The following is a 23,717-nucleotide window of genomic DNA, read 5'->3' on the forward strand; positions in this document are numbered from 1 at the left end:
GTGGTGAAGGGGACGCGGGCCGTCCGGTGCGGGGTGACGCGGCCGTCCGGTGCGGTGGTGCCGGTGGTGCGGGCCGTCCGGTGCGGTGGTGCCGGTGGTGCCGACCGTCCGGTTCGGGGGCGTCGGTGGTGCGGGCCGTCCGGTGGGGGTGACGCCGGTCGTCGCGCGGGGCGACGAGGCCGGGTCAGTGGTGCAGGATCTTCGACAGGAAGTCCTTGGCGCGATCGCTGCGCGGGTTGCTGAAGAACTGGTCGGGCGCAGCCTCTTCGACAATGCGGCCGTCCGCCATGAACACCACGCGGTTTGCGGCCGATCGTGCGAAGCCCATCTCGTGGGTGACCACGATCATGGTCATGCCCTCACGGGCGAGCTGCTGCATGACCTCCAGGACCTCGTTGATCATCTCCGGGTCGAGAGCCGACGTCGGCTCGTCGAAGAGCATGACCTTGGGGCCCATGGCCAGGGCCCGTGCGATGGCGACACGCTGCTGCTGGCCGCCGGAGAGCTGCGCGGGGTACTTGTCCGCCTGCGCCGCCACACCGACCCGGTCCAGCAGGGCGCGCGCCTTCTCCTCGGCCTGCTTCTTGTCCGTCTTGCGGACCTTGATCTGGCCGAGCATCACGTTCTCGAGCACGGTCTTGTGCGCGAAGAGATTGAAGGACTGGAACACCATCCCGACGTCGGCTCGCAGCCGGGCCAGCTCCTTGCCCTCCTGGGGCAGCGGCTTTCCGTCGATCGTGATCGTGCCGGAGTCGATCGTCTCCAGCCGGTTGATGGTGCGGCACAGGGTGGACTTCCCGGACCCGGAGGGCCCGATGACCACGACGACCTCGCCACGGGCGATCGTGAGATCGATGTCCTGGAGTACGTGCAACGCGCCGAAGTGCTTGTTGACGCTCTTCAGGACGACCAGTTCGCCGGTCGCGGCCGAATCTTCCTTGGCCACCGATACTTCGGTCATCGCTTGCTGGCTCCGTCCTCCTCGGGTTTCGGAGGACACTAATAACCCTACGCGACCTGCGTCATTACATCTGAGGGGAATCTGAGCATCACGATCCGATAGCAATCGGACACCTGTCGTAGCACTTGTGACCTGCGCGCGTATCGGCCGGATAACTTCGGGGCCGCTCAAGCGGAACCCTCTTGACGCCGTCGTCATCCATCAGCGTGACTGCCATGGTGCACCCGCGCGCGTGCACGTGTTTCTACCCGCGAGATCCGTCCAGCCGATGAACCGAAGGGGGCCGGGATGAGACTTCTCCTCGTCGAGGACGACAACCATGTCGCCACCGCTCTGTCCGCGGTCCTGGCGCGGCACGGCTTCGACGTCACGCACGCGCGCAGCGGCGAGGAGGCACTGCAGGCCCTGGTGCCCGAGGGGCCCGGCTTCGGCGTCGTCCTGCTCGACCTCGGCCTGCCCGACCAGGACGGCTACGAGGTGTGCGGCAAGATCCGCAAGCGCACCGCCACACCGGTGATCATGGTCACCGCGCGGTCGGACGTCCGCTCCCGCATCCACGGCCTCAACCTCGGGGCCGACGACTACGTGGTCAAGCCGTACGACACCGGGGAACTGCTGGCCCGGATCCACGCCGTCAGCCGGCGCTCCGTGCAGGAGGACGCCACCGGCCCCGTGGAGACCGCCGTCCATCTGGGCCGCGTCCGTATCGAGTTGCCGACGCGCCAGGTCAGCGTGGACGGTTCGGTCGTCCAACTGACCCGCAAGGAGTTCGACCTCCTCGCCCTGCTGGCCCAGCGCCCGGGCGTGGTCTTCCGGCGGGAGCAGATCATCAGCGAGGTCTGGCGGACCAGCTGGGAGGGGACCGGGCGCACCCTGGAGGTGCACGTCGCGTCCCTGCGCGCCAAGCTGCGCATGCCGGCGCTCATCGAGACCGTGCGCGGCGTCGGTTACCGGCTCGTCGCCCCGGGCGCGTAGCGGGGCAGGGTGCGCACACGTCTCCTTCCGCTGCTCATCGTCCTGATGGCGGCCGTGCTGCTGGCACTCGGCATCCCGCTCGCCGTCAGCCTCGCGGCGGCCCAGCAGCAGAAGGTGGTCGTCGACCGGATCGACGACACCGCGCGGTTCGCGGCCCTCGCCCAGTTCGTCACCGCCGACCCCACGGTCAGGGACGAGCGCCGCGAGACGCTCAGGCGCGAACTGATCAGCTACTACAAGGTCTACGGCATTCGTGCCGGTGTCTTCTACCACGACGACGTGCCCATGGCTCATGCGCCCGACGACTGGCTGCTCCCTCGATCGGGTGAGGTACGGGCCGCGTTCGACGAGGCGTTCCTCAGCCGCCGCAGCCACGATCCCAAGCAGGTCTGGCCCTGGGAGCGGCACCGTCTGGTCGTCGCCTCGCCGGTGATCCGGGACGGCGACGTCGTCGCGGTCGTCGTCACCGACTCGCCCACCGGGCAGATGCGGTCGCGGATCCTGCGCGGCTGGCTGGTCATCGCCGCGGGCGAGACCGCCGCGATGCTGCTGGCCGTGGGCGCCGCGCTCCGGCTCACCGGCTGGGTGCTCAAGCCCGTACGCGTCCTGGACGCCACCACCCACGACATCGCCACCGGGCGGCTGAAGTCCAGGGTGGCCGTGGCCAGCGGGCCGCCGGAGCTGCGGCGGCTGGCCCGGTCGTTCAACGAGATGGCGGACAACGTCGAGAACGTCCTGGAGCAGCAGCGCGCCTTCGTCGCCGACGCCTCCCACCAGCTGCGCAACCCCCTCGCGGCGCTGCTGCTGCGGATCGAGCTGCTGGCACTGGAACTGCCCGAGGGCAACGAGGAGATCGCCTCCGTGCAGGCCGAGGGCAAACGCCTGGCCCAGGTCCTGGACGACCTGCTCGGCCTGGCGCTCGCCGAGCACGCCGAGGCCGATCTGGGGATCACCGACATCGGCGCGCTCACCGCCGAACGGGTCGCGGCCTGGGCTCCGACCGCCGAGGCCAAGGGCGTACGACTGGTGGCCGACTGCCCGCCCACCACCGCCTGGGCCGACGCGGTCACCCTGTCCAGCGCGCTGGACGCGGTGATCGACAACGCGCTGAAGTTCACGCCGGCGGGCGAGCGCGTGGAGGTCGGCGTCGCGTCCCACGGCGACACCTCGACGATCGTCGTCGCGGACCACGGCCCGGGTCTCACCGACGAGGAACTGACCCGCGTGGGGGACCGTTTCTGGCGCAGCAACCGCCATCAGAACGTCAAGGGCTCCGGCCTCGGCCTGTCCATCAGCCGGGCGCTGCTCGCCTCCGCGGGCGGCTCCATCACGTACGACCATCACGAGCCGCACGGGCTGAAGGTGACGCTGACGGTGCCTCGGAGCGGGCCGGCGGCGTGAAAGGGGGTACCGCGCGGGGGCCTTGTCGAGGCTTGGCGAGGCTTCGCCGCGCGGTGACCGGCATTTCCGCGCGGAGGCCGGCATCTCCGCGCGGAGGCCGCTTACGGCTTCACCGAGCGGTAGTAGCGCCGCGCGCCGTCGTGCAGGGTCAGCGGGTCGGTGTAGATCGCCGTGCGCAGGTCGACCAGCTGGGCGGAGTGGACGTGCGCGCCGATGCGGTCGCGGCTGTTGATGACGGTCCGGGTCAGCCACTCGGTGAGCCGCGGGTCCATGTCCTTGCGGGTGATGAGCAGGTTGGACACCGCGAGCGTCGGCACGGCCTGGCCCATCTGGATCGTCGGGTAGGCCGACTCGGGCATGTTGGTGGCGCGGTAGTAGCGCGTGGCGGCGCGCTGCTTGTGCAGCTTGGCGACCAGATCGGGGTCGATCGGGATGAACCGGAACGACTCGGTCTTGGTGAGCTTGCGCAGTCCGTCCGTCGGCAGTCCGCCCGACCAGAAGAACGCGTCGAGCTTTGTGCCCAGCTTCCTGGGCCCGGTGTCGATGCCGTCCGCGTACGGCGTGATGTCCTTCCCCGGGTCGATGCCGGCCGCCCTGAGCAGCCGGGTGGCGATCAGCCGCACCCCCGAGTCGGGCAGCCCTATGGCGACCCGCTTGCCGCGCAGGTCCTCGACGGACTCGATGTCCGAGTGCGGCGGGACGACGAGCTGCACGTAGTCGTCGTACAGGCGGGCGACCCCGCGCAGCCGGTCGGCGCCCTCCCCGTCGAGCTTGTACGTCTCCACCGCGTCGGCCGCGGCGATGGTGAAGTCGGCCTGCCCGGTGGCCACGCGGGCGACGTTCTCCTGCGAGCCGTCACTGGTGAGCAGCTCGACCTTGAGGCCCGGCATGTCCTTGGCGAGCTCCTTGCGCAGCCGGTCGCCGTACTCGTAATAGACGCCCGCGCGGGTGCCCGTGCTGAAGGTGACCGTCCCGCGCGGTGGCTCCTCCTCCAGCGGCAGCAGCCACCACAGCAGCAGCCCGAGGGCCACGACACCGACGGCCGCGCTCTGCAGGAGGCGGCGCCGGCCGGGGCGGGGGAACAGCGTGGACATGCGCGCGATCCTGCCAGCCAACCGCCCGCCTGACCAGGGCCGGAATCACAGCGGGGAGTGTCAGAGGCGGCCGATACAGTCGACGCATGAGCTCTTCGCCCGCCGACCTGGTCCGTGAATTCCACCTCGCTTTCGGCCTCGACGCCCGTTCCACGCCGACCGAGGTCTCACCGGAGCTGGCCGCGCAGAGAGGAGCGCTGCTCGCCGAGGAGGCGGCGGAGGTCGCCGAGGTCTCGGTCGACGGCCCGCTGGACCGGCTCGCGCACGAACTGGCCGACGTCGTCTACGTGGCGTACGGCACCGCACTCGTCCACGGCATCGACCTGGACGAGGTGATCGCCGAGATCCACCGCTCCAACATGACCAAGCTGGGCCCCGACGGCACGGTCGTGCGCAGAGCCGACGGCAAGGTCCTCAAGGGCGAGCACTACGAGAAGCCCGACGTGGCGGCCGTGCTGCGGCGCCAGGGGTGGCGGGCGGAGCAGGCCGGGGGCTCCGCCCGTTCGAGCGCGGACGCCCCCGCCTGACGAGTCGCCCCTGGCGTCCGAAGGGAGAGGGTCCTCAGTCGCCCACCGGCGCCTGCTCCCGCTGCTCCTCGTCCGCCGGCCGTACGACCGCCGCGGTCTCCGCGCTCTCCGCGCGGGCGGCGCGGCGGCGGCTCCACCACATCGCCACGGGCTCGGTGTACCGCGCGGTGAGCGGCCCGAGGACGACCAGCAGCAGGACGTACGCGGTGGCCAGCGGCCCCAGAGCCGGTTCGACGCCCGCGGTGACCGCCAGCCCGGCGATGACGATCGAGAACTCGCCGCGCGCCACCAGCGCGCCGCCCGTCCGCCAGCGGCCCTTGACGGAGATCCCGGCCCGGCGGGCCGCCCAGTAGCCGGTGGCGATCTTCGTCGCGGCGGTGACGACGGCCAGCGCGAGAGCGGGCAGCAGCACCGGGGGGATGCTCGCCGGGTCGGTGTGCAGCCCGAAGAAGACGAAGAACACCGCGGCGAACAGGTCCCGGAGCGGGCTCAGCAGGGTGTGCGCGCCCTCCGCGACCTCCCCGGACAGCGCGATGCCGACCAGGAAGGCGCCCACGGCCGCGGACACCTGGAGCTGCTGCGCGACCCCGGCGACCAGGATCGTCAGGCCGAGCACCACCAGCAGCAGTTTCTCCGGGTCGTCGCTGGAGACGAACCGCGAGATGACCCGGCCGTAGCGCAGGGCCGCGAAGAGCACCAGCCCCGCGACGCCCAGCGCGATCGCCAGCGTCACGCTCCCGGCCGCGAACCCCACCCCGGCGACCAGCGCGGTGACGATCGGCAGATAGACGGCCATCGCCAGGTCCTCCAGGACCAGCACGCTGAGGATGACCGGCGTCTCCCGGTTGCCGATCCGCCCCAGCTCGCCGAGCACCTTGGCGATGACCCCGGAGGAGGAGATCCAGGTGACCCCGGCGAGCACGACGGCGGCGACCGGCCCCCAGCCGAGCAACAGCGCCGCCGCGGCGCCCGGCAGCGCGTTGAGCGCGCAGTCGACCAGACCGGCCGGGTAGTGCGCCTTGAGGTTGGAGACGAGGTCGTTCGCCGTGTACTCCAGGCCGAGCATCAGCAGCAGCAGGATCACGCCGATCTCGGCGCCCGTGGCGATGAACTCCTCGCTCGCGCCGAGCGGCAGCAGCCCGCCCTCGCCGAAGGCCAGACCGGCCAGGAGATACAGCGGTATGGGGGAGAAACGGAACCGCGCGGCGACCCGGCCGAGCAGGCCGAGCCCCAGGATGATGGAGCCGAACTCGATCAACAGGACAGCGGAGTGCACGCGCTCACTCCCGTCCGAGTATCGCGGCGGCCGCGTCGACGCCCTCCCGCGTGCCGATGACGATCAGGATGTCACCGCCCGCGAGCCGGAAGTCCGGCGCCGGCGAGGGGATCGCCTCCGCCCGCCGCAGCACCGCGACCACGGAGGCGCCGGTCTCGGTCCGCATCCGGGTCTCGCCGAGCACCCGCCCGTTCCAGTGCGAGGTCGCGGCCACCTCGATCCGCTCGGCCACCAGGCCCAGGTCCGTGGTGTAGAGCAGGCTCGTGCTGTGGTGCGACGGCGTCAGCGCGTCGATCAGCGCGCCCGCCTCGGCACTGGTCAGCCGCAGCGACTGGGCGCACGAGTCGGGGTCGTCCGCGCGGTACACGGCCACCGTGCGGGCGCCGTCGCGGTGGGCGACCACGGACAGATGGCGCTGCTCACGCGTCACGAGGTCGTACTGGACCCCGATACCCGGCAGCGGCGTCGCCTTCAGGCGTGGAGCGGACACGTTTCTTCCCTTTGCTCGCTGGGCTCGCCTTGCTCGTCGATACGACTCGGAGTCCCCCGCTCACGGCGGGGGACTCCGCTGGTCATGCTGTCACCCGGCCGTACGGTGACGACATGGGTGTTGTCACGGATATACGCGGACGGCGAGCGACGGCAAGACTGGACCGGGCACGGCCGGACGAGCAGGCCGCGGGGCCCACAGGAGAGCCGGCCGCCGGACCGGCGGGGCGCGTGGCCGTGGGACCCGGAGGAAGCGGAGTGGGGAGCGTGTCGCTGTTCTGGCGGATCTTCTCCCTCAACTCCGTCGGCCTGGTCGTCGCCGCCGCGCTGCTCCTCGGCCCCGTCACCGTGTCCACGCCCGTACTGCCCGGTGAGGCGCTGGTCGTCCTCGCCGGACTCGCCGCCCTGCTGGCCGGGAACGCGGTCGTGCTGCGCATCGGACTCGCCCCGCTGCAACGGCTGGGCCGTGCCATGGCGGCGGCGGACCTGTTGCGGCCGGGGACCCGCGCGGCCGTCGCCGGCCCCGCGGAGACCGCCGAGCTGATCACCACGTACAACACCATGCTCGACCGCCTGGAGACCGAACGCGCCACCAGCGCCGCCCGCGCCCTGTCCGCACAGGAGCGCGAACGCCACCGCATCGCGCGGGAGCTGCACGACGAGGTCGGCCAGACCCTCACCGCCGTACTGCTCCAGCTCAAGCGGGTCGCCGACCGGGCGCCCGAGGACCTGCGCGAGGAGGTCGGCCAGGCACAGGACGCCACCCGCGCGGGCCTGGACGAGATACGACGGATAGCGCGCCGGCTGCGCCCCGGCGTGCTGGAGGAACTGGGCCTCGCCAGCGCCCTGCGCGCCCTCGCCGGCGAGTTCACCGCGCACGGGCTGACGGTGCGGCACGAGGTGCGCGGCGGGCTGCCCCCGCTCACCGAGGAGACCGAACTCGTGATCTACCGGGTGGCCCAGGAAGGGCTCACGAACACCGCGCGGCACTCCGGCGCCGACCGCGCGGAGCTGCGCCTGGCGCCCGTCCCCGGCGGCGTCGAACTGCTCGTCCGCGACAACGGCACGGGCCTCGCCGCGGGCGCGCCGGAGGGCGCGGGCATCGGCGGCATGCGGGAGCGTGCGCTGCTGATCGGGGCGGAACTCAGCCTCGGCCCGGGCCCCGGCGGGGGCACGGACATCCGGATGCGGATCCCCTGCGCCCGGCGGGAGGCCCGATGACCGCCCCGGTCCGCGTCCTGCTCGCCGACGACCACACGCTCGTCCGCCGAGGAGTGCGCCTGATCCTGGACGGCGAGCCGGACCTGACGGTCGTCGCCGAGGCCGGCGACGGCGCGGAAGCGGTCGCCCGCGCGCGTGCGGGCGACATCGACCTGGCGGTCCTGGACATCGCCATGCCCCGCATGACGGGTCTGCAGGCGGCCCGTGAGCTGTCCCGGCGGCTGCCCGGACTGCGCATCCTCATCCTCACGATGTACGACAACGAGCAGTACTTCTTCGAGGCCCTCAAGGCCGGGGCCTGCGGCTATGTGCTGAAGTCCGTCGCCGACCGCGACCTGGTCGAGGCGTGCCGCGCGGCCATGCGCGACGAGCCGTTCGTCTACCCGGGAGCCGAGCGCGCCCTGGTCCGGGCCTACCTGGACCGCCTCCACCGCGGCGACGGCCGGCTGCCGGAGCGGCCCGTCACCGAGCGCGAGGAGGAGATCCTGAAGCTGGTCGCCGAGGGCCACACCTCCAAGGAGATCGCCGAGCTGCTGTTCATCAGCGCCAAGACCGTCGAACGCCACCGCGCGAACCTGCTGCACAAGCTCGGCCTGCGCGACCGCCTGGAACTGACCCGGTACGCGATACGCGCCGGCCTGATCGAGCCGTGAGCCGAACGGGTGACCGAGATCGCGCCGGCCGGTTGTCCACAGGCGGCCCGAGCCACGTCCGCAGACCGCCTACCCTTGTCCCATGAGCAGCATCGACCAGAGCCGGGCCGTGGGCGTCCGCACATACGAGGTACGCACCTACGGGTGCCAGATGAACGTCCATGATTCAGAGCGACTGGCCGGTCTGCTGGAGGACGCGGGCTATGTGCGCGCCCCCGAGGGCTCCGACGGCGACGCGGACGTCGTCGTCTTCAACACCTGCGCGGTCCGTGAGAACGCCGACAACCGGCTGTACGGCAACCTGGGCCACCTCGCCCCCAAGAAGGCCAAGCGGCCCGGCATGCAGATCGCGGTCGGCGGCTGCCTCGCCCAGAAGGACCGCGACACCATCGTGAAGAAGGCGCCCTGGGTGGACGTCGTCTTCGGCACGCACAACATCGGCAAGCTGCCGGTCCTGCTGGAACGCGCGCGCGTGCAGGAGGAGGCGCAGGTCGAGATCGCCGAGTCGCTGGAGGCGTTCCCCTCCACGCTGCCGACCCGCCGCGAGAGCGCCTACGCCGCGTGGGTCTCCATCTCCGTCGGCTGCAACAACACCTGCACCTTCTGCATCGTCCCGGCGCTGCGCGGCAAGGAGAAGGACCGCCGCCCCGGCGACATCCTCGCCGAGGTCGAGGCCCTGGTCGCCGAGGGCGTCTCCGAGATCACCCTGCTCGGCCAGAACGTCAACGCGTACGGCTCCGACATCGGCGACCGCGAGGCCTTCAGCAAGCTGCTGCGGGCCTGCGGCAAGATCGAGGGCCTGGAGCGGGTGCGCTTCACCTCCCCGCACCCCCGCGACTTCACCGACGACGTCATCGCCGCCATGGCCGAGACGCCGAACGTGATGCCGCAGCTCCACATGCCGCTCCAGTCCGGCTCGGACACCGTCCTGAAGGCGATGCGCCGCTCCTACCGCCAGGAGCGCTACCTCGGCATCATCGAGAAGGTCCGCGCCGCCATCCCGCACGCCGCGATCACCACCGACATCATCGTGGGCTTCCCCGGCGAGACCGAGGAGGACTTCGAGCAGACCCTGCACGTGGTGCGCGAGGCCCGCTTCGCCCAGGCGTTCACCTTCCAGTACTCCAAGCGCCCCGGCACCCCGGCCGCCGAGATGGACAACCAGATCCCCAAGGAGATCGTCCAGGCGCGGTACGAGCGGCTGGTCGCCCTCCAGGAGGAGATCTCCTGGGAGGAGAACAAGAAGCAGGTCGGCCGCACCCTGGAGCTGATGGTCGCCGAGGGCGAGGGCCGCAAGGACGGCGCCACGCACCGGCTCTCCGGCCGCGCCCCCGACAACCGCCTGGTCCACTTCACCAAGCCGGACCAGGAGGTCCGCCCCGGCGACGTGGTCACCGTCGAGGTCACCTACGCCGCCCCGCACCACCTCCTCGCCGAGGGCCCGGTCCTCGCCGTGCGCCGCACCCGCGCGGGAGACGCCTGGGAGAGGCGCAACGCCGCCGAGGCCGCCAAGCCGGCCGGCGTGATGCTCGGCCTGCCGAAGATCGGGGTGCCGCAGCCGCTGCCGGCCGCCACGGGAAGCGCCTGCGGCTGCGACTGACGGCCCGCCACACTACGGACAGCACCACCGGCGGAGAGGGGGTCCCCATGCTGCCGCACAGCGTCGCCTTCACCGAGGACGCGGCCCGGGCGCGTGACAGCCTCTCCGCCGACCGGCGCGAGGTGCTGGAGCGCGGCCTGGCCATACTCGTGACCGACCCGCGCCACAAGCTCTCCCACCCCGTCCGCGGCGACGAGGCGACGCGCGGGATCGCCCTCTCCCGCAACCTCTTCATCGAGTACGTGATCAGCGACGGCAAGCTCGTGGTGCTCGTCCTGACGGTCATCGACCTCACCGACGTGCTCATCGAGGACTGAACCCCGCCGAAGCGACGCCCCGGAGATCTCACCGGGGCGCGGTGAGCCGCGGCGCCGCCCGGGGGTTACGCTGCCGATCATGCTTGTCGCCGCCGCTGTCTGCCCCTGCCCGCCGCTCCTGGTGCCCGCGGTCGCCGCGGGTGCCGCACCCGAACTGGACACCGCGCGTGCCGCCTGCACGGACGCTCTCGGGGTGCTCGCCGCCGCCCGGCCGGACCGCCTGGTGGTCGTCGGGCCCGTCGAGGCCGGCGGCAGCGGGGCGTACCCGGAGGCCGGGCGGTACGGGGAGACCGGGCCCTACCCGGAGGGCACCCCGGGTTCCTTCCGTGGCTTCGGCGTCGATCTCGGCGTACGCCTGGGCCGGGAGCAGGCCGCCGAGCCGCGGCGCGAGCTGCCGGCGTCGCTGGCGGTCGCCGCGTGGCTGCTGGAGCGCACCGGGTGGTCCGATGCCCCGATCGAGGGACTGGGGGTCGCCGAACCCCTCGACGTGGACCGGTGTGTCCGCCTCGGACGGGACATCGCGGGGCGGGCCCGGAGGGTGGCGCTGCTGGTGATGGGCGATGCCAGCGCCTGCCGGACGGTGAAAGCCCCGGGCTATCTGGACGAGCGGGCGGCGCCCTTCGACGCGGAGATCGCGCGGGCGCTGGGGGCGGCCGACGTCGAGGCGCTGAAGGCGATCGACACCGGGCTGGCCCGGGAGCTGAAGGCGTCGGGCCGCGGTCCGTGGCAGGTGCTTGCGGGCGCCGCCGAGGACGCGGGCCTCAGCGGCGCGCTGCTGTACGAGGACGCGCCGTACGGCGTGGGGTATCTGGTGGCCGCCTGGTCGTAGGGCAGCGCGGGCGAACCCTGCCGCGCGGGCGAACCTGCCACGCGGGTCGCGGAAACGGCGGACGGCCGGGAGCCTGCTGCTCCGCGGCCGTCCGCCGTGTGCGTTTGTACTGCGTGTCCTGCGGTGTGTGTACTTGCCCTGCCTTGCTCCGTGTTGTCCTGCCGGGTTCGCCGACCGTCCCTCAGGAAGCCGGCGGCGGGGTGCTGGGCGGCGTGCTCGGCGGCGTGTTCGGCGGGGTGCCGGTGGCGCCTCCCGGGCCCGGGCCGGTGCCGTCCTTGTGGGCGAGCCGTTCCATGGCGTGCTTGGCCTTGCCGGAGCCGGACTGGATCTTGTCGCTGTACTTGCCCTTGGTGCGCTCGTCGACGACCTTGGCAGCGCGGTCGATACCGTGCTGGATCTTGCCCTCGTGCTGTTGCGCGAGGCCGGAGACCTTGTCTTTGGCGGGGCCGAGCTTGGCCTTCAAATTGTCGAAAAGACCCATGGGTCCACCTTCCCTCGCGGGCAGTCTACGTCCGGGCGCCCTTGTCGGCCTCGCTGTCGGCCGCCTCCACCGCGGACTGCTGCTTGGGGATTCCGACGGCGTCGGACCCGCCGGACCCGCCGGACTCGCCGGCCTCCGCCGTGGGCTCGGTCGCGCCCGTGCCCGTGCTCGCACCCTCGGCCGTCTTCGTCTCCGGCGCGGCGTCGGTTCCCGCGTCCGCTCCGGTGTCGGCCGATCCCTTCGCTTCCCCGGACTCCGTCGCCTCGGAGCCGGCCGACGCCGTGTCGGCCTGTGCCTCGGGGGTCGACGCCTCCTCGGTAGCCTTCGTCCTCCGAAGAAGTCGCGCAAAAACGCCCATATCCACTCCATACGTTACTTGTGCGGGCGAAATCCCGCGTCGCCCGGTGCGTCCGATTGCGGCGCCCGGGTCACCGCCCCTGTGAAACGGCGGCGAAAACCTCGCAACGGGCAACGAACCCGGTTGCGGGCCGTCACGTAACTCGTTCGAGATCGCGGTGGGAGGTTTGCGAGACTGGTGCGGTGAGCAGTGCAGCCCCCGCCCCCCGCGTCATCGCCGTCGTCGGACCCACCGCGGCCGGAAAGTCCGATCTGGGTGTATTTCTCGCCCAGCAGCTCGGTGGGGAGGTCGTCAACGCCGACTCCATGCAGCTCTACCGGGGGATGGACATCGGCACCGCCAAGCTGACGCCCGAGGAGCGCGGCGGCGTGCCGCACCACCTCCTGGACATCTGGGACGTGACCGTCACGGCGTCCGTCGCCGAGTACCAGCGGCTGGCCCGGGAGCGGATCGACGCACTGCTCGCCGAGGGGCGCTGGCCGATCCTGGTCGGCGGCTCCGGCCTGTACGTCCGCGGGGCCGTGGACAACCTGGAGTTCCCCGGCACCGACCCCGAGGTCCGGGCCCGCCTGGAGGACGAGCTGGCCCTGCGCGGCTCCGGCGCGCTGCACGCCCGCCTCGCCGCCGCCGACCCCGAGGCCGCGCGGGCGATCCTGCCGAGCAACGGCCGCCGTATCGTCCGGGCCCTGGAGGTGATCGAGATCACCGGCCGGCCCTTCACCGCCAACCTCCCCGGCCACGACTCGGTCTACGACACCGTGCAGATCGGGGTCGACGTGGCCCGCCCCGAGCTCGACGAGCGCATCGCGCGCCGGGTCGACCGGATGTGGGAGGCGGGACTGGTCGAGGAAGTACGCGCACTGGAGGCGCAGGGGTTGCGCGAGGGGCGTACGGCGTCGCGCGCGCTCGGCTACCAGCAGGTGCTCGCGGCGCTCGCCGGCGAGTGCACGCTGGAGGAGGCCCGGGCCGAGACCATCCGTGCCACCAAGCGCTTCGCGCGCCGTCAGGATTCGTGGTTCAGGCGCGATCCACGCGTGCATTGGCTCAGTGGGGCCGCGGCGGATCTGAGGGAACTTCCGCAGCTCGCCATGGCGTTGGTGGAACGACCGGTTACAGCCTGATCACGTCATGGCATCGGGACGCTCCGGCCGTCATCGGGGCCTCCGACGCCGTGCCATCATCGAGCTTCGATCGACCAAGTGGAGTCCTAGTTGGGAGGGCGCGTGGCGATGGAGGCCGGCCCTCGCGACACCGCACAAGGCGCCGAGCACGCCACCACCGGAAGTGGTGCTGCCGAGCGGGACGACGACCGTCTGAGCCCCGACGGGCCGGACGAGACCCAGGGCGGCGTGACCGACGACGGTCCCGAGCCGGACGAGATGTTCGTGGGCGGGCCCGAGGTCGAGGTCGAACTGCGCCCCCAGCGGCGACTGCGGCTGTGGCAGCTCGCGCCCATCGTCGGACTGGGCGCCATCGGCTCCCTGATGTTCGCCTTCCCGCTGGCCTTCGACTTCGGCGACAGCGGAGCCATGATCGCCATGCTGGGCCTGCTCATCTGCTCCTGCGCGGCCGGCTGGGGCATGATGGCCGCCCGCAAGGTCGGCCACACCTGGCCCGGACTGCCGCAGCGGGGCTCGGGCCGACGGCCCGACTGGCGGGTCGTGATCGCGTACGTGGTCGTGGTCGCCGCGGTGGTCGTGCTGGCCGTGTGGCGCGTGGCCCGGCTGCGCTGACGCCCCGGGGGCGGCCCGCTGTCGTACCCACCCCGTACGATCGAGGAATGAGCACGCGGATCGCCTTCCTCAAGGGGCACGGCACCGAGAACGACTTCGTGATCGTCCCGGACCCCGAGAACGTCATCGACCTGCCCCCGGCCGCCGTCGCCGCGCTGTGCGACCGGCGCGCGGGCATCGGCGGGGACGGGCTGCTGCACGTGGTGCGGTCCGCCGCGCACCCCGAGGCCAAGGCGATGGCGGCCGAGGCGGAGTGGTTCATGGACTACCGCAACGGCGACGGCTCGATCGCGGAGATGTGCGGCAACGGCGTCCGCGTGTTCGCGCGCTACCTCCTGCACGCCGGACTGGTGACCGAGGGCGACCTCGCCGTCGCCACGCGCGGGGGCGTGAAGACCGTGCACATCGCCAAGGACGGTGACGTCACCGTCGGCATGGGCAAGGCGCTGCTCCCCGAGGGAGACGTCACCGTGAGCGTCGGCGAGCGCAGCTGGCCCGCGCGGAACGTGAACATGGGCAACCCCCACGCGGTCGCCTTCGTCGACGATCTCGCCGACGCCGGAAACCTGCTGACCCCGCCGCCGTTCAGCCCGGCCGCCGCCTACCCGGACGGCGTGAACGTGGAGTTCGTGGTCGACCGCGGCCCCCGGCACGTCGCCATGCGGGTGCACGAGCGCGGCTCCGGCGAGACCCGCTCCTGCGGCACGGGCGCGTGCGCCGTGGCCGTGGCCACCGCCCGCAGGGACGGCGCCGACCCCGCCGTCACCGGCACCCCCGTCACCTACGCCGTGGACGTGCCCGGCGGCCGCCTGGTGATCACCGAGCGGCCCGACGGAGAGATCGAGATGACCGGCCCCGCGGTGATCGTCGCCGAGGGCGAGATCGACGCGGAGTGGCTGGCGAACGCGACGCGCTGAGGGCCACCACCGCGAACGCGCCTGGACCGCCGCGGGGCGAGGGCTCGTACTCTGCGGCGAGGCGTGGGCCGGCACTCTGCCGTTCCTTCGAAGGCCGCCGATCCTTCGAAGAGCAGTCCAACCCCAAACCTCGCCACCTTCGCTCGAATGGGTGATCCGTTTCACGCTCGGCGAGAGCCGGTCAGCCGCGCGTGATGGGCTCGGTAGCATCAAGCACCGGCCCGGACGGGGGAGACGTCGCCATCCCCTGAGCCGTGTCCGCCCTGGGGCACCCCGTCCGCCGGTCCACGCAGCCGGAGGTGCCCATGAGTGCGGAGGCCACGAACCCTGCGAGTCCAGGCGCTGTGACGGACCCCGTGACCAGCGCCGTCACGCCCGCGACGGCCGCCGCTCCGCGCCGGAGAAGCCGCCCCAGAATCGATCTGCGCCGCCTCGGCCGCGCCGCGCTGCTCGGCCCCGCCGCCCGGGACCGGCTGCCCGACGCCATCAGCCATGTCGTCGACGCCCACCGCGCCCACCACCCCGACGCCGACCTCGAACCCCTGCGCCGCGCCTACGTCCTGGCCGAGTCCTCGCACCGCGGCCAGATGCGCAAGAGCGGCGAGCCGTACATCACCCACCCCCTCGCGGTGACCCTGATCCTCGCCGAACTCGGCGCGGAGACGACGACGTTGACGGCCTCCCTGCTCCACGACACCGTCGAGGACACGGACGTGACGCTGGACCAGGTCGGCGAACAGTTCGGCGAGGAGGTGCGCTATCTCGTCGACGGTGTCACCAAGCTGGAGAAGGTCGACTACGGCGCCGCCGCCGAACCCGAGACCTTCCGCAAGATGCTCGTCGCCACCGGCAACGACGTCCGGGTGATGTCGATCAAGCTCGCCGACCGGCTGCACAACATGCGCACCCTCGGTGTGATGCGCCCCGAGAAACAGGCCCGGATCGCCAAGGTCACCCGGGACGTCCTCATCCCGCTCGCCGAACGGCTCGGCGTCCAGGCGCTCAAGACCGAACTGGAGGACCTCGTCTTCGCGATCCTCCACCCCGAGGAGTACGAGCACACCCGGGAGTTGATCGTCGAGAACGCGACCCGCGCCGACGACCCGCTCGCCGAGATCGCCGACGAGATGCGGGCCGTGCTGCGCGAGGCCGGCATCCCGGCCGAAGTCCTCATCCGGCCCCGGCACTTCGTCTCCGTGCACCGCGTCTCCCGCAAACGCGGCCGGCTGCGCGGCGCCGACTTCGGGCGCATCCTGGTGCTGGTGAACGAGGACGCCGACTGCTACGGCGTGCTGGGCGAACTGCACACCTGTATGACGCCCGTGGTCTCCGAGTTCAAGGACTTCATCGCCGTACCGAAGTTCAACCTCTACCAGTCGCTGCACACCGCCGTCGCCCGCCCCGACGGCCAGATCGCGGAAGTCCTCATCCGCACCCACCGGATGCACAAGGTCGCCGAGGCGGGCGTGATCGCGCTCGGCAACCCCTACGCGGCGCCCTCCGAGGAGCAGGCCACGGCGGACGGCGAGCGGGTCGACCCCACCCGGCCCGGCTGGCTCTCCCGCCTCCTCGAATGGCAGCGGGCCGCACCCGACCCCGACACCTTCTGGTCGACCCTGCGCGAGGACCTGGCGCAGGACCGCGAGATCACCGTCTTCCGTCCCGACGGCGGCGCGCTCGGCCTGCCCGAGGGCGCCACCTGTGTGGACGCCGCCTACGCGCAGTACGGCGAGGACGCGCACGCGTGCATCGGCGCCCGCGTCAACGGCCGGCTCGCGACGCTGAGCACGGTGCTGCGCGACGGCGACACCGTCCAGCTCCTCATGGGACAGGACCCGGCGTCGGAGCCCTCCCGGGAGTGGCTGGAGCACGCCCACACGCCGGCCGCGCGGATCGCCATTCAGCGGTGGCTGGCGGCGCATCCGGTGAGCGAGGGAGAGGGGGGCGCTGAGACCTCTGGGGCTCCAGGGGCGGCTGGGGCCGCCGAAGTTGTGGTTGGTGGGGCAGGCGAGGCGAAACCCGCCTCCACCGCGGCACAGGCCTGCCAAGCGGCCCAGGCCTCCACCCCCACCCCTCAAGCAACGTCCGTCACCGCCGTGGCCGACCGCCCCGGCGCCGCCGTACGGCTCGCCGGCTGCTGTACGCCCGTACCGCCCGACGAGGTCACCGGCTTCGCGGTCCGCGGGGGAGTGGTGACCGTGCACCGGGTCGGCTGCGCGGCGGTGGCGCGGATGAAGGGCTCGGGGCGTGCGGAGGTCGGGGTGCGCTGGGGCGAGGCCGCCGGGAGCGAGACGACGGGGTGCCGGGTCACCCTGGTCGCTGAATCGTTCGGCCGCCCCCATCTCCTGGCGGACCTCACGGAGGCCATCGCCCTGGAAGGCGCCGAGATCGTCTCGGCCACCGTGGAACCCCCCAGCCAGCAGCGCGTGCGCCACACCTACACCCTGCACCTCCCCGAGGCGGCCCGGCTGCCCGCGCTGATGCGCGCCATGCGCAACGTCCCCGGCGTGTACGACGTGAGCCGGGCGCAGCACACCGCTTCGGCGCACTGAGGGAACCCGCCCGGACCCCGCCGGGGAGGCCGTTCGAGTGCGCCCGGCGCGCGTCTGCGCCGTGCGCCGGGCGCACGCTGGTAGCGGTGGGGCATGCCGCTGACCCCCCGCACCCGTGCCCCCCGACGGCTGAAGGCGGCGCTGCTCGCCTCCGCCGTCACCGTCTGCCTCGTCGCCGCCGGCACCCCGCCGGCCCCGCTGGGCGTCGGGGACCGCCTCTTCCCGTACCTCGGGAACCCCGGCTACGACGTGGTCTCGTACGACCTCTCCCTGGCCTACTCCGGCGCCAACGACAAGCCGCTGAAGGCGGTCACCACGATCGACGCCTGGACGACCGACGACCTGAACCACGTCAACCTGGACTTCGCGCGCGGCACGGTCGAGTCGGTGGAGATCGACGGCGAGCCCGCCCCGTACGCCACGGCCGGCGAGGACCTGGTGATCACGCCCGAGGACCCGCTGCCCGCCGGCCAGTGGCTGCGGATCGTCGTACGGCACACCAGCGAGCCCATGGCCCAGGCGGGCCGGGAGGGCGGCTGGGTGCGCACCGCGGACGGCCTCGTCATGGCGAACCAGGCCGACGCCGCGCACCTGGTGTTCCCGTGCAACGACCACCCGTCGGACAAGGCCCTGTTCACCTTCCGGGTGACCGCGCCCGAGGGCTACACGGCCGTCGCGAGCGGCCTCCCGGCCGACGTGGAGCGGGCCGACTCCGCGACCACCTGGACGTACCGCACCCACCACCCCATGGCCACCGAACTCGCCCAGGTCTCCATCGGCCGCTCCACGGTGCTGCACCGCACCGGCCCGCGCGGGCTGCCGGTACGGGACGTCGTCCCCACCGCGCACCGCGAGCAGCTCGAACCGTGGCTGGCGAAGACGCCCGACCAGATCGCCTGGATGGAGCGCAAGGTCGGGCCGTACCCGTTCGAGACGTACGGCGTGCTCATGGCCGACGCGTCCACCGGCTTCGCGCTGGAGACGCAGACGCTCTCCCTCTTCGAGAGGGAGCTGTTCACCAACCCCGCGTTCCCCGCGTGGTACGTCGAGGCGATCATGGTGCACGAGCTGGCCCACCAGTGGTTCGGCGACAGCGTCACCCCGCGCAACTGGTCCGACCTGTGGCTCAACGAGGGGCACGCGACCTGGTACGAGGCGGTGTACGCGGAGGAGAAGGCGAAGCGGCCCCTGGAGGACCGTATGAAGGCCGCCTACCGCGCCTCCGACCGCTGGCGTGCGGCCGGCGGGCCGCCCGCCGCGCCCAAGACGCCGCCGCCCGGCAGCCGCCTCGGCATCTTCCGCCCCAACGTCTACGACGGCGCCGCACTGATCCTCTACGCCCTGCGCCAGGAGATCGGCCGACCCGCCTTCGAGCGGCTGGAGCGGGCGTGGGTGAGCCGCCACAAGGACTCCACGGCCGGTACGGCCGACTTCGTCCGGCTCGCCTCGGAGATCTCCGGCCGCGACCTCACCGGCTTCTTCCAGGGCTGGCTCTACGGCGAGAAGACCCCGCCGATGCCGGGGCACGCGGACTGGACGTCGGATGCTCCGACGCAGGCGGGTGAGAAGCAGGGCCCCGGTGAGAAGCAGGGCGCGGGTGGGAAGTGAGGCGCGGGTGGGAAGTAAAGGCCGGCCGCGAAGGTAAGGGCTCGCCCGGGCGGGGAACAATCGTCTGAGCAGCCGGGAAATAACACGGTGACGAGACGGGGCGTTCCGTGCGACCATCTTCTGGCAGCCACGGCACGGGACACGGGAATCTCCCGGGGTACTCGTGCGTTGAAGGCGGTGACGGACCAGCTCCGCCCGCACCGGAAATCCCCAACGACGTAAGGACCCAATGACCTCCTCTTCATCCCCTTCCCAGGACACCCAGCGCAAGCGCCTCGCGCGCGACTACCCCGAGGGTCTTCGGGCCGATGCCCTGATGGAAGAGGACGTCGCCTGGAGCCACGAGATCGACGGAGAGCGGGACGGCGACCAGTTCGACCGCTCCGAGCGCGCGGCTCTGCGCCGCGTCGCGGGCCTCTCCACCGAGCTCGAGGACGTCACCGAGGTCGAGTACCGGCAGCTCCGCCTGGAGCGGGTCGTGCTCGTCGGCGTCTGGACCTCGGGGACCGTGCAGGACGCGGAGAACTCCCTCGCGGAGCTGGCCGCCCTCGCGGAGACCGCGGGCGCGCTCGTGCTCGACGGCGTCATCCAGCGCCGTGACAAGCCCGACGCGGCCACCTACATCGGCTCCGGCAAGGCCGAGGAACTGCGCGAGATCGTGCTCGAGACCGGCGCGGACACCGTGATCTGCGACGGTGAGCTGAGCCCGGGCCAGCTGATCCACCTCGAAGACGTCGTCAAGGTCAAGGTCATCGACCGTACGGCCCTGATCCTCGACATCTTCGCCCAGCACGCCAAGTCCCGAGAGGGCAAGGCGCAGGTCGCGCTCGCGCAGATGCAGTACATGCTGCCGCGGCTGCGAGGCTGGGGTCAGTCGCTGTCCCGGCAGATGGGCGGCGGCAAGGGCGGCGGCCTCGCCACCCGTGGTCCCGGTGAGACCAAGATCGAGACGGACCGGCGGCGGATCCGCGAGAAGATGGCGAAGATGCGCCGGGAGATCGCGGAGATGAAGACCGGGCGCGACGTCAAGCGTCAGGAGCGCCGTCGCCACAAGGTGCCCTCCGTCGCGATCGCGGGCTACACCAACGCGGGCAAGTCCTCGCTGCTCAACCGCCTCACCGGCGCCGGCGTCCTGGTCGAGAACGCGCTGTTCGCGACCCTGGACCCGACCGTGCGCCGGGCCGAGACCCCGAGCGGCCGGCTGTACACGCTGGCCGACACCGTCGGCTTCGTCCGGCACCTGCCGCACCACCTGGTCGAGGCGTTCCGCTCCACGATGGAGGAGGTCGGCGACTCCGACCTGATCCTGCACGTGGTGGACGGTTCGCACCCGAACCCGGAGGAGCAGCTGGCCGCCGTGCGCGAGGTGATCCGGGACGTCGGCGCCACCGACATCCCCGAGATCGTCGTGATCAACAAGGCCGACGCGGCGGACCCGCTGACGCTCCAGCGGCTGCTGCGCGTCGAGAAGCACTCCATCGCCGTCTCGGCCCGCACCGGCCAGGGCATCAAGGAGCTGCTGGCGCTGATCGACGCGGAGCTGCCGCGCCCCGCGGTCGAGATCGAGGCGCTGGTGCCGTACACGCACGGCAAGCTGGTCGCCCGCGCCCACGACGAGGGCGAGGTGATCTCCGAGGAGCACACCGCGGAGGGCACCCTGCTCAAGGTCCGGGTGCACGAGGAACTGGCGGCGGAACTGATGCCGTACGCTCCGGCTCCGGCGCTCTGAGGCACCACCCGCGCCGCCCGACCGGCGCACCGTGACGGCCCGAAGGCCCGCCCCCGCGTACAGCGGGGAGCGGGCCTTCGGTATGTATGCGGTTGTCGCCGGCCGGTGTCAGCGGCCGCCGTAGGTCTCGCTCATGTTCTCGTACAGCGCGCGGGCGTCCTCGCCGAGCTGCGGACCCGCCAGCCAGGTGTTGTCGGCCGGGCCGATCGAGGTGTTGGAGACCAGCCGGGTCTCGCCGTCCACCACCCGGAACCAGCCGCCGCCGGACGAGCCGCCGGTCATGGTGCAGCCGATGCGGTACATCGTCGGCAGCGACGGGCTCAGCGAGAGCCGGCCCGGCTGGTCGACGCACTTGAACATCTTCAGCCCGTTGTACGGCGGCGCCGCCGGGTAGCCCCAGGCGCCCATGCTCCCGGCCTCGGCCGCGGCCGGCGCGGAGAAGTCCACGTCCAGCGCCGCGCCGACGGTCTCCTCCAGCGACTTCGAGCCCTGCTCCGGCTTCACGTGCAGCACGGCGTAGTCGTACGCGGCACCCGCGCCACCCGTCTCCGAGCCGCCCTCGATCCAGCCGTTCGAGGTGGACGCCCAGTCCGCCCACCAGTTGCCGTACGGCGCGATCTCGACGGGGTCGGCGTTGTTCAGCTGCGCCTCGGACTTGCCGAGGTCGTTGAAGGCAGGGACGAAGACGATGTTCCGGTACCAGCCGCCGTTCTGGCCCGCGTGCACGCAGTGGCCGGCCGTCCAGACCAGGTTGGACTTGCCCGGGTGGTTCACGTCCTTGATCACCGTGCCGGAGCAGACCATCGAGCCCTCGGGGGAGTCGAAGAAGATCTTGCCGACCGGGGCGGCGTTCTTGTGGTACGGCGTCTTCTCGGCCGAGGCCTGGACCGGCGCGGGCTCAGGGTCGCTGACGCCCTGCCCGGCGGACGTGTCCTTCGTCGTGACCGTCTTGTCCGCCTCCTTCGCCGACCGCATCCGCTCCGGCTTCCAGAGCCCCTCGATCACGGGGTTGACGAAGTCCTTGGCCTCACTGAGCCACTTGTCCTTGTCCCAGTTCTTCCAGCCGCCGTTCTTCCAGTCGTCGACGTCGATGCCGTGCTTCTTGAGCCGGTCGGTGATGTCGGACGGGATGCCGGCCTTGCCGTCACCGCCGTCACCGGCGCCGTCCGCGGCACTGTCGGCGGCCTGCGAGGTGGTGGCGCCCGGCCGGCCGGCCGCCTCGTCCTCGCCCGAGCCGTCGCAGGCGGTCGCGGTGAGCGCCAGGGCGGCGACGAGGCCGGTGGCGGCGAGCGCGGTGCGCCGGTGTCGGTGCGTGGTGGCGGGCGTGCGTATGGAACGCATGGTGCGATGACCCCCGTAGAAACGCGTGATATCAGGTGCTTGTTATGTCATGTGCTCGTCATGCGCGCGCATCGAGAGGTCCGGGACGGAAACGATCTCGGATGCGACACCCCACTATGCCCGTGGGGTTGAGGGCGAACGGCGGCGGGACGGTGAAGGTTTCCCCATGACCACCCCCGCCGCCGCGTCCGGTTGCCCGGCCGTCACCGGCCGGTGGATTGCCCGGCCGTCACCGGTCGGTGAAGTGCCAGGTGGAGTGCCCGGCCGTCAGCGGCCGGGCAGCTGCCAGGCGAAGTGGCCGGCCGTCACTGGCCGGCGAACTTGCCGCTCACCTCGTCGAAGACGGCCTTGGCCTCCTTGCCGAGCCGCGGGCCCGCCAGCCAGCCCGCCGTGATCGGACCGATCGAGGTGTTGGACACCAGCGCCGGCTTGCCGTCCGAGCCCGTCGCCACCCAGCCACCGCCGGACGAACCGCCGGTCATGGTGCAGCCGATGCGGTACATCGTCGGGTCCGTGGTGTTCAGCGACAGCCGGCCCGGCTTGTCCTGGCACTGGTACATCTTCTGGCCGTCGTACGGCGGCGCCGCCGGGTACCCGGTCGCCGTCATGCTGTCGATCTCCGGTACGGCCGGGGCGTTGAAGTCCACCGGCAGCGCCGAACCGACCATCTCCTCCAGCGACTTGCCGCCGCTGCCCTCCTCCGGCGTCACATGAATGACGGCGAAGTCGTACGGGGCGCCGTCACCGCCGGTCGCGCCGCCCTGCTCGATCCACTGGTCCGAGGTCTGCACCCAGTCGCCCCACCAGACGCCGTACGGAGCGACCTCCTCCTGCGTGGCGTCCTGGAGCTCCGCGGCCGACTTGCCCGCGTCGTTGTACGACGGCACGAAGGCGATGTTGCGGTACCAGCCGCCGTTCTTGCCGGCGTGCACACAGTGGCCCGCCGTCCACACCAGGTTGGACTTGCCGGGGTGCGCCGGGTCCTTCACGACCGTCGCCGAGCAGACCATCGTGCCCTCGGGGGCGTCGAAGAACACCTTGCCCGCCTCGGGGGTGTTGGCGTGGTACGAGGCCGGCACGGGCTCCGCCTCCACCGGAGCGGGCTCCGGGTCGGTCACGCCCTGGTCACCGGAGATGTCGCTGTCGTCGACCTCCTGGTCCGGCTCCTCGGCCTCGCGCATCCGGTCCGGGTCCCACAGGTCCTCGATGATCGGGTTGACGAAGTCCTCGGCCTCGCGCAGCCAGTCGTCCTTGTCCCAGTTCTTCCAGGCGCCGTCCCGCCACTTGTCGAGATCGATCCCGTGCTCCTTGAGCCGGTCCTTGATGTCGTCTGGGATCGTGATCTTGCCGTCCCCCGCCGCGGCGGAGGCCGTCGCCCCACCGCCCGCCTCGGCGTCGCCCGACTCACAGGCGGTGGCGGTGAGCGCGAGCACCGAGGCCAGGGCCACGGCGGTCAGTACGGGGGAGGTTCTGCGGCGCCCGCTCCTCTCCCGGCGAGCGGTGAACGACGGACGTGTGGATCGCATGGTGTTACTCCCCCTGGGACGGACTCATACGGAACTCAGGTCGCTCTCACGGCCTTCTGGGAATGGCACCCCACACTAAGGGCTCGCGGCGGGCGACTTCCGACGGAACGGCAACGGTTCCGCTACAGG

22 protein-coding genes are annotated in these 23,717 nt (G+C 72.0%); 14 read left to right on the forward strand and 8 right to left on the reverse strand.

Annotation, left to right across the window (positions count from 1 at the left end; all coding sequences use genetic code 11):
• Positions 1 to 184: 184 nt before the first annotated feature.
• Positions 185 to 961, reverse strand: a complete 777-nt coding sequence (locus ACIG0D_RS28030) for an amino acid ABC transporter ATP-binding protein (RefSeq protein ID WP_365762342.1) — start codon at positions 959 to 961, stop codon at positions 185 to 187.
• A gap of 288 nt (positions 962 to 1,249) precedes the next feature.
• Here ACIG0D_RS28030 and ACIG0D_RS28035 point away from each other — a divergent pair, with 288 nt between their 5' ends.
• Both ACIG0D_RS28035 and ACIG0D_RS28040 read left to right on the forward strand, forming a co-directional pair.
• Positions 1,250 to 1,936 (forward strand): response regulator transcription factor, encoded by a 687-nt coding sequence (locus ACIG0D_RS28035; protein ID WP_399806152.1) that lies wholly within the window; start codon positions 1,250 to 1,252, stop codon positions 1,934 to 1,936.
• A gap of 9 nt (positions 1,937 to 1,945) precedes the next feature.
• On the forward strand, positions 1,946 to 3,337 hold the full coding sequence (locus ACIG0D_RS28040) for a sensor histidine kinase (RefSeq protein WP_399806155.1): 1,392 nt from the start codon (positions 1,946 to 1,948) through the stop codon (positions 3,335 to 3,337).
• 101 nt (positions 3,338 to 3,438) lie between these two features.
• Here the strand turns inward: ACIG0D_RS28040 and ACIG0D_RS28045 are convergent, their stop codons facing one another.
• Positions 3,439 to 4,431: a TAXI family TRAP transporter solute-binding subunit gene (locus tag ACIG0D_RS28045; protein ID WP_399806157.1), complete on the reverse strand. Its 993-nt coding sequence runs from the start codon at positions 4,429 to 4,431 to the stop codon at positions 3,439 to 3,441.
• An 86-nt stretch (positions 4,432 to 4,517) separates the two neighbouring features.
• Between ACIG0D_RS28045 and ACIG0D_RS28050 the strand changes: the two genes are divergently transcribed.
• Positions 4,518 to 4,958, forward strand: a complete 441-nt coding sequence (locus ACIG0D_RS28050) for a MazG nucleotide pyrophosphohydrolase domain-containing protein (protein WP_399806159.1) — start codon at positions 4,518 to 4,520, stop codon at positions 4,956 to 4,958.
• Between the two features lie 34 nt (positions 4,959 to 4,992).
• On the opposite strand, the gene ACIG0D_RS28055 is transcribed toward ACIG0D_RS28050, so the two are convergent.
• Together ACIG0D_RS28055 and ACIG0D_RS28060 are read right to left on the reverse strand one after the other, a co-directional pair.
• Positions 4,993 to 6,234, reverse strand: coding sequence for a cation:proton antiporter (locus ACIG0D_RS28055; protein ID WP_399806160.1), 1,242 nt, complete (start codon positions 6,232 to 6,234; stop codon positions 4,993 to 4,995).
• A 4-nt stretch (positions 6,235 to 6,238) separates the two neighbouring features.
• The gene (locus ACIG0D_RS28060; protein ID WP_365762330.1) at positions 6,239 to 6,724 is read right to left on the reverse strand and encodes a TrkA C-terminal domain-containing protein; all 486 of its coding nucleotides are present in this window, start codon (positions 6,722 to 6,724) and stop codon (positions 6,239 to 6,241) included.
• Between the two features lie 266 nt (positions 6,725 to 6,990).
• On the opposite strand from ACIG0D_RS28060, the gene ACIG0D_RS28065 reads away from it, so the two are divergent.
• From ACIG0D_RS28065 to ACIG0D_RS28085, 5 genes are all read left to right on the forward strand, one after another.
• Positions 6,991 to 7,944 carry a HAMP domain-containing sensor histidine kinase gene (locus ACIG0D_RS28065; protein ID WP_399806399.1) on the forward strand — a complete coding sequence of 318 codons (954 nt, stop codon included), beginning with the start codon at positions 6,991 to 6,993 and terminating at the stop codon, positions 7,942 to 7,944.
• Positions 7,941 to 8,597, forward strand: coding sequence for a response regulator (locus tag ACIG0D_RS28070; protein ID WP_399806163.1), 657 nt, complete (start codon positions 7,941 to 7,943; stop codon positions 8,595 to 8,597). Before ACIG0D_RS28065 ends, ACIG0D_RS28070 begins: the two co-directional genes overlap by 4 nt.
• Positions 8,598 to 8,679: 82 nt before the next feature.
• Positions 8,680 to 10,197 carry a tRNA (N6-isopentenyl adenosine(37)-C2)-methylthiotransferase MiaB gene (gene miaB / locus ACIG0D_RS28075; RefSeq protein WP_399806165.1) on the forward strand — a complete coding sequence of 506 codons (1,518 nt, stop codon included), beginning with the start codon at positions 8,680 to 8,682 and terminating at the stop codon, positions 10,195 to 10,197.
• A gap of 47 nt (positions 10,198 to 10,244) precedes the next feature.
• The gene (locus ACIG0D_RS28080; RefSeq protein WP_399806167.1) at positions 10,245 to 10,514 is read left to right on the forward strand and encodes a hypothetical protein; all 270 of its coding nucleotides are present in this window, start codon (positions 10,245 to 10,247) and stop codon (positions 10,512 to 10,514) included.
• Positions 10,515 to 10,593: 79 nt separating this feature from the next.
• Entirely contained in the window at positions 10,594 to 11,343 is a 750-nt protein-coding gene (locus tag ACIG0D_RS28085; RefSeq protein ID WP_399806169.1) for a class III extradiol dioxygenase subunit B-like domain-containing protein, read from the forward strand.
• Between the two features lie 181 nt (positions 11,344 to 11,524).
• On the opposite strand, the gene ACIG0D_RS28090 is transcribed toward ACIG0D_RS28085, so the two are convergent.
• Positions 11,525 to 11,824, reverse strand: coding sequence for an antitoxin (locus ACIG0D_RS28090; protein WP_399806171.1), 300 nt, complete (start codon positions 11,822 to 11,824; stop codon positions 11,525 to 11,527).
• A 25-nt stretch (positions 11,825 to 11,849) separates the two neighbouring features.
• Positions 11,850 to 12,182 (reverse strand): hypothetical protein, encoded by a 333-nt coding sequence (locus ACIG0D_RS28095; protein WP_399806173.1) that lies wholly within the window; start codon positions 12,180 to 12,182, stop codon positions 11,850 to 11,852.
• 182 nt (positions 12,183 to 12,364) lie between these two features.
• Here ACIG0D_RS28095 and miaA point away from each other — a divergent pair, with 182 nt between their 5' ends.
• The 6 genes from miaA to hflX all read left to right on the forward strand — a co-directional run bounded on the left by miaA (position 12,365) and on the right by hflX (position 20,721).
• Positions 12,365 to 13,303, forward strand: coding sequence for a tRNA (adenosine(37)-N6)-dimethylallyltransferase MiaA (miaA, locus tag ACIG0D_RS28100; RefSeq protein ID WP_399806175.1), 939 nt, complete (start codon positions 12,365 to 12,367; stop codon positions 13,301 to 13,303).
• A gap of 108 nt (positions 13,304 to 13,411) precedes the next feature.
• Positions 13,412 to 13,915: a hypothetical protein gene (locus ACIG0D_RS28105; protein ID WP_399806177.1), complete on the forward strand. Its 504-nt coding sequence runs from the start codon at positions 13,412 to 13,414 to the stop codon at positions 13,913 to 13,915.
• Between the two features lie 47 nt (positions 13,916 to 13,962).
• On the forward strand, positions 13,963 to 14,832 hold the full coding sequence (gene dapF, locus ACIG0D_RS28110; protein WP_399806179.1) for a diaminopimelate epimerase: 870 nt from the start codon (positions 13,963 to 13,965) through the stop codon (positions 14,830 to 14,832).
• Between the two features lie 305 nt (positions 14,833 to 15,137).
• Complete coding sequence (locus ACIG0D_RS28115; RefSeq protein WP_399806181.1) at positions 15,138 to 17,384, forward strand: RelA/SpoT family protein; 2,247 nt, start codon at positions 15,138 to 15,140, stop codon at positions 17,382 to 17,384.
• 93 nt (positions 17,385 to 17,477) lie between these two features.
• Positions 17,478 to 18,992 (forward strand): M1 family metallopeptidase, encoded by a 1,515-nt coding sequence (locus tag ACIG0D_RS28120; protein WP_399806183.1) that lies wholly within the window; start codon positions 17,478 to 17,480, stop codon positions 18,990 to 18,992.
• Positions 18,993 to 19,221: 229 nt separating this feature from the next.
• Positions 19,222 to 20,721: a GTPase HflX gene (gene hflX, locus ACIG0D_RS28125; protein WP_399806185.1), complete on the forward strand. Its 1,500-nt coding sequence runs from the start codon at positions 19,222 to 19,224 to the stop codon at positions 20,719 to 20,721.
• A 108-nt stretch (positions 20,722 to 20,829) separates the two neighbouring features.
• Here the strand turns inward: hflX and ACIG0D_RS28130 are convergent, their stop codons facing one another.
• The gene (locus ACIG0D_RS28130; protein ID WP_399806187.1) at positions 20,830 to 22,062 is read right to left on the reverse strand and encodes a trypsin-like serine peptidase; all 1,233 of its coding nucleotides are present in this window, start codon (positions 22,060 to 22,062) and stop codon (positions 20,830 to 20,832) included.
• Positions 22,063 to 22,367: 305 nt separating this feature from the next.
• On the reverse strand, positions 22,368 to 23,588 hold the full coding sequence (locus tag ACIG0D_RS28135) for a trypsin-like serine peptidase (RefSeq protein WP_399806189.1): 1,221 nt from the start codon (positions 23,586 to 23,588) through the stop codon (positions 22,368 to 22,370).
• Between the last annotated feature and the right edge of the window lie 129 nt (positions 23,589 to 23,717).

Origin of the sequence: Streptomyces sp. NPDC052773, from assembly GCF_044547145.1 — a bacterium.
Taxonomy (GTDB): domain Bacteria; phylum Actinomycetota; class Actinomycetes; order Streptomycetales; family Streptomycetaceae; genus Streptomyces.

Coding starts and splice junctions, on each gene's coding strand:
- miaB (WP_399806165.1), top strand. CDS start 8,680: ATGAGCAGCATCGACCAGAGCCGGGCCGTGGGCGTCCGCACATACGAG.
- ACIG0D_RS28080 (WP_399806167.1), top strand. CDS start 10,245: ATGCTGCCGCACAGCGTCGCCTTCACCGAGGACGCGGCCCGGGCGCGT.
- ACIG0D_RS28135 (WP_399806189.1), bottom strand. CDS start 23,588: ATGCGATCCACACGTCCGTCGTTCACCGCTCGCCGGGAGAGGAGCGGG.
- ACIG0D_RS28085 (WP_399806169.1), top strand. CDS start 10,594: ATGCTTGTCGCCGCCGCTGTCTGCCCCTGCCCGCCGCTCCTGGTGCCC.
- ACIG0D_RS28090 (WP_399806171.1), bottom strand. CDS start 11,824: ATGGGTCTTTTCGACAATTTGAAGGCCAAGCTCGGCCCCGCCAAAGAC.
- ACIG0D_RS28115 (WP_399806181.1), top strand. CDS start 15,138: ATGAGTGCGGAGGCCACGAACCCTGCGAGTCCAGGCGCTGTGACGGAC.
- ACIG0D_RS28120 (WP_399806183.1), top strand. CDS start 17,478: ATGCCGCTGACCCCCCGCACCCGTGCCCCCCGACGGCTGAAGGCGGCG.
- ACIG0D_RS28070 (WP_399806163.1), top strand. CDS start 7,941: ATGACCGCCCCGGTCCGCGTCCTGCTCGCCGACGACCACACGCTCGTC.
- ACIG0D_RS28130 (WP_399806187.1), bottom strand. CDS start 22,062: ATGCGTTCCATACGCACGCCCGCCACCACGCACCGACACCGGCGCACC.
- ACIG0D_RS28035 (WP_399806152.1), top strand. CDS start 1,250: ATGAGACTTCTCCTCGTCGAGGACGACAACCATGTCGCCACCGCTCTG.
- ACIG0D_RS28095 (WP_399806173.1), bottom strand. CDS start 12,182: ATGGGCGTTTTTGCGCGACTTCTTCGGAGGACGAAGGCTACCGAGGAG.
- ACIG0D_RS28030 (WP_365762342.1), bottom strand. CDS start 961: ATGACCGAAGTATCGGTGGCCAAGGAAGATTCGGCCGCGACCGGCGAA.
- hflX (WP_399806185.1), top strand. CDS start 19,222: ATGACCTCCTCTTCATCCCCTTCCCAGGACACCCAGCGCAAGCGCCTC.
- ACIG0D_RS28105 (WP_399806177.1), top strand. CDS start 13,412: ATGGAGGCCGGCCCTCGCGACACCGCACAAGGCGCCGAGCACGCCACC.
- dapF (WP_399806179.1), top strand. CDS start 13,963: ATGAGCACGCGGATCGCCTTCCTCAAGGGGCACGGCACCGAGAACGAC.
- ACIG0D_RS28045 (WP_399806157.1), bottom strand. CDS start 4,431: ATGTCCACGCTGTTCCCCCGCCCCGGCCGGCGCCGCCTCCTGCAGAGC.
- ACIG0D_RS28050 (WP_399806159.1), top strand. CDS start 4,518: ATGAGCTCTTCGCCCGCCGACCTGGTCCGTGAATTCCACCTCGCTTTC.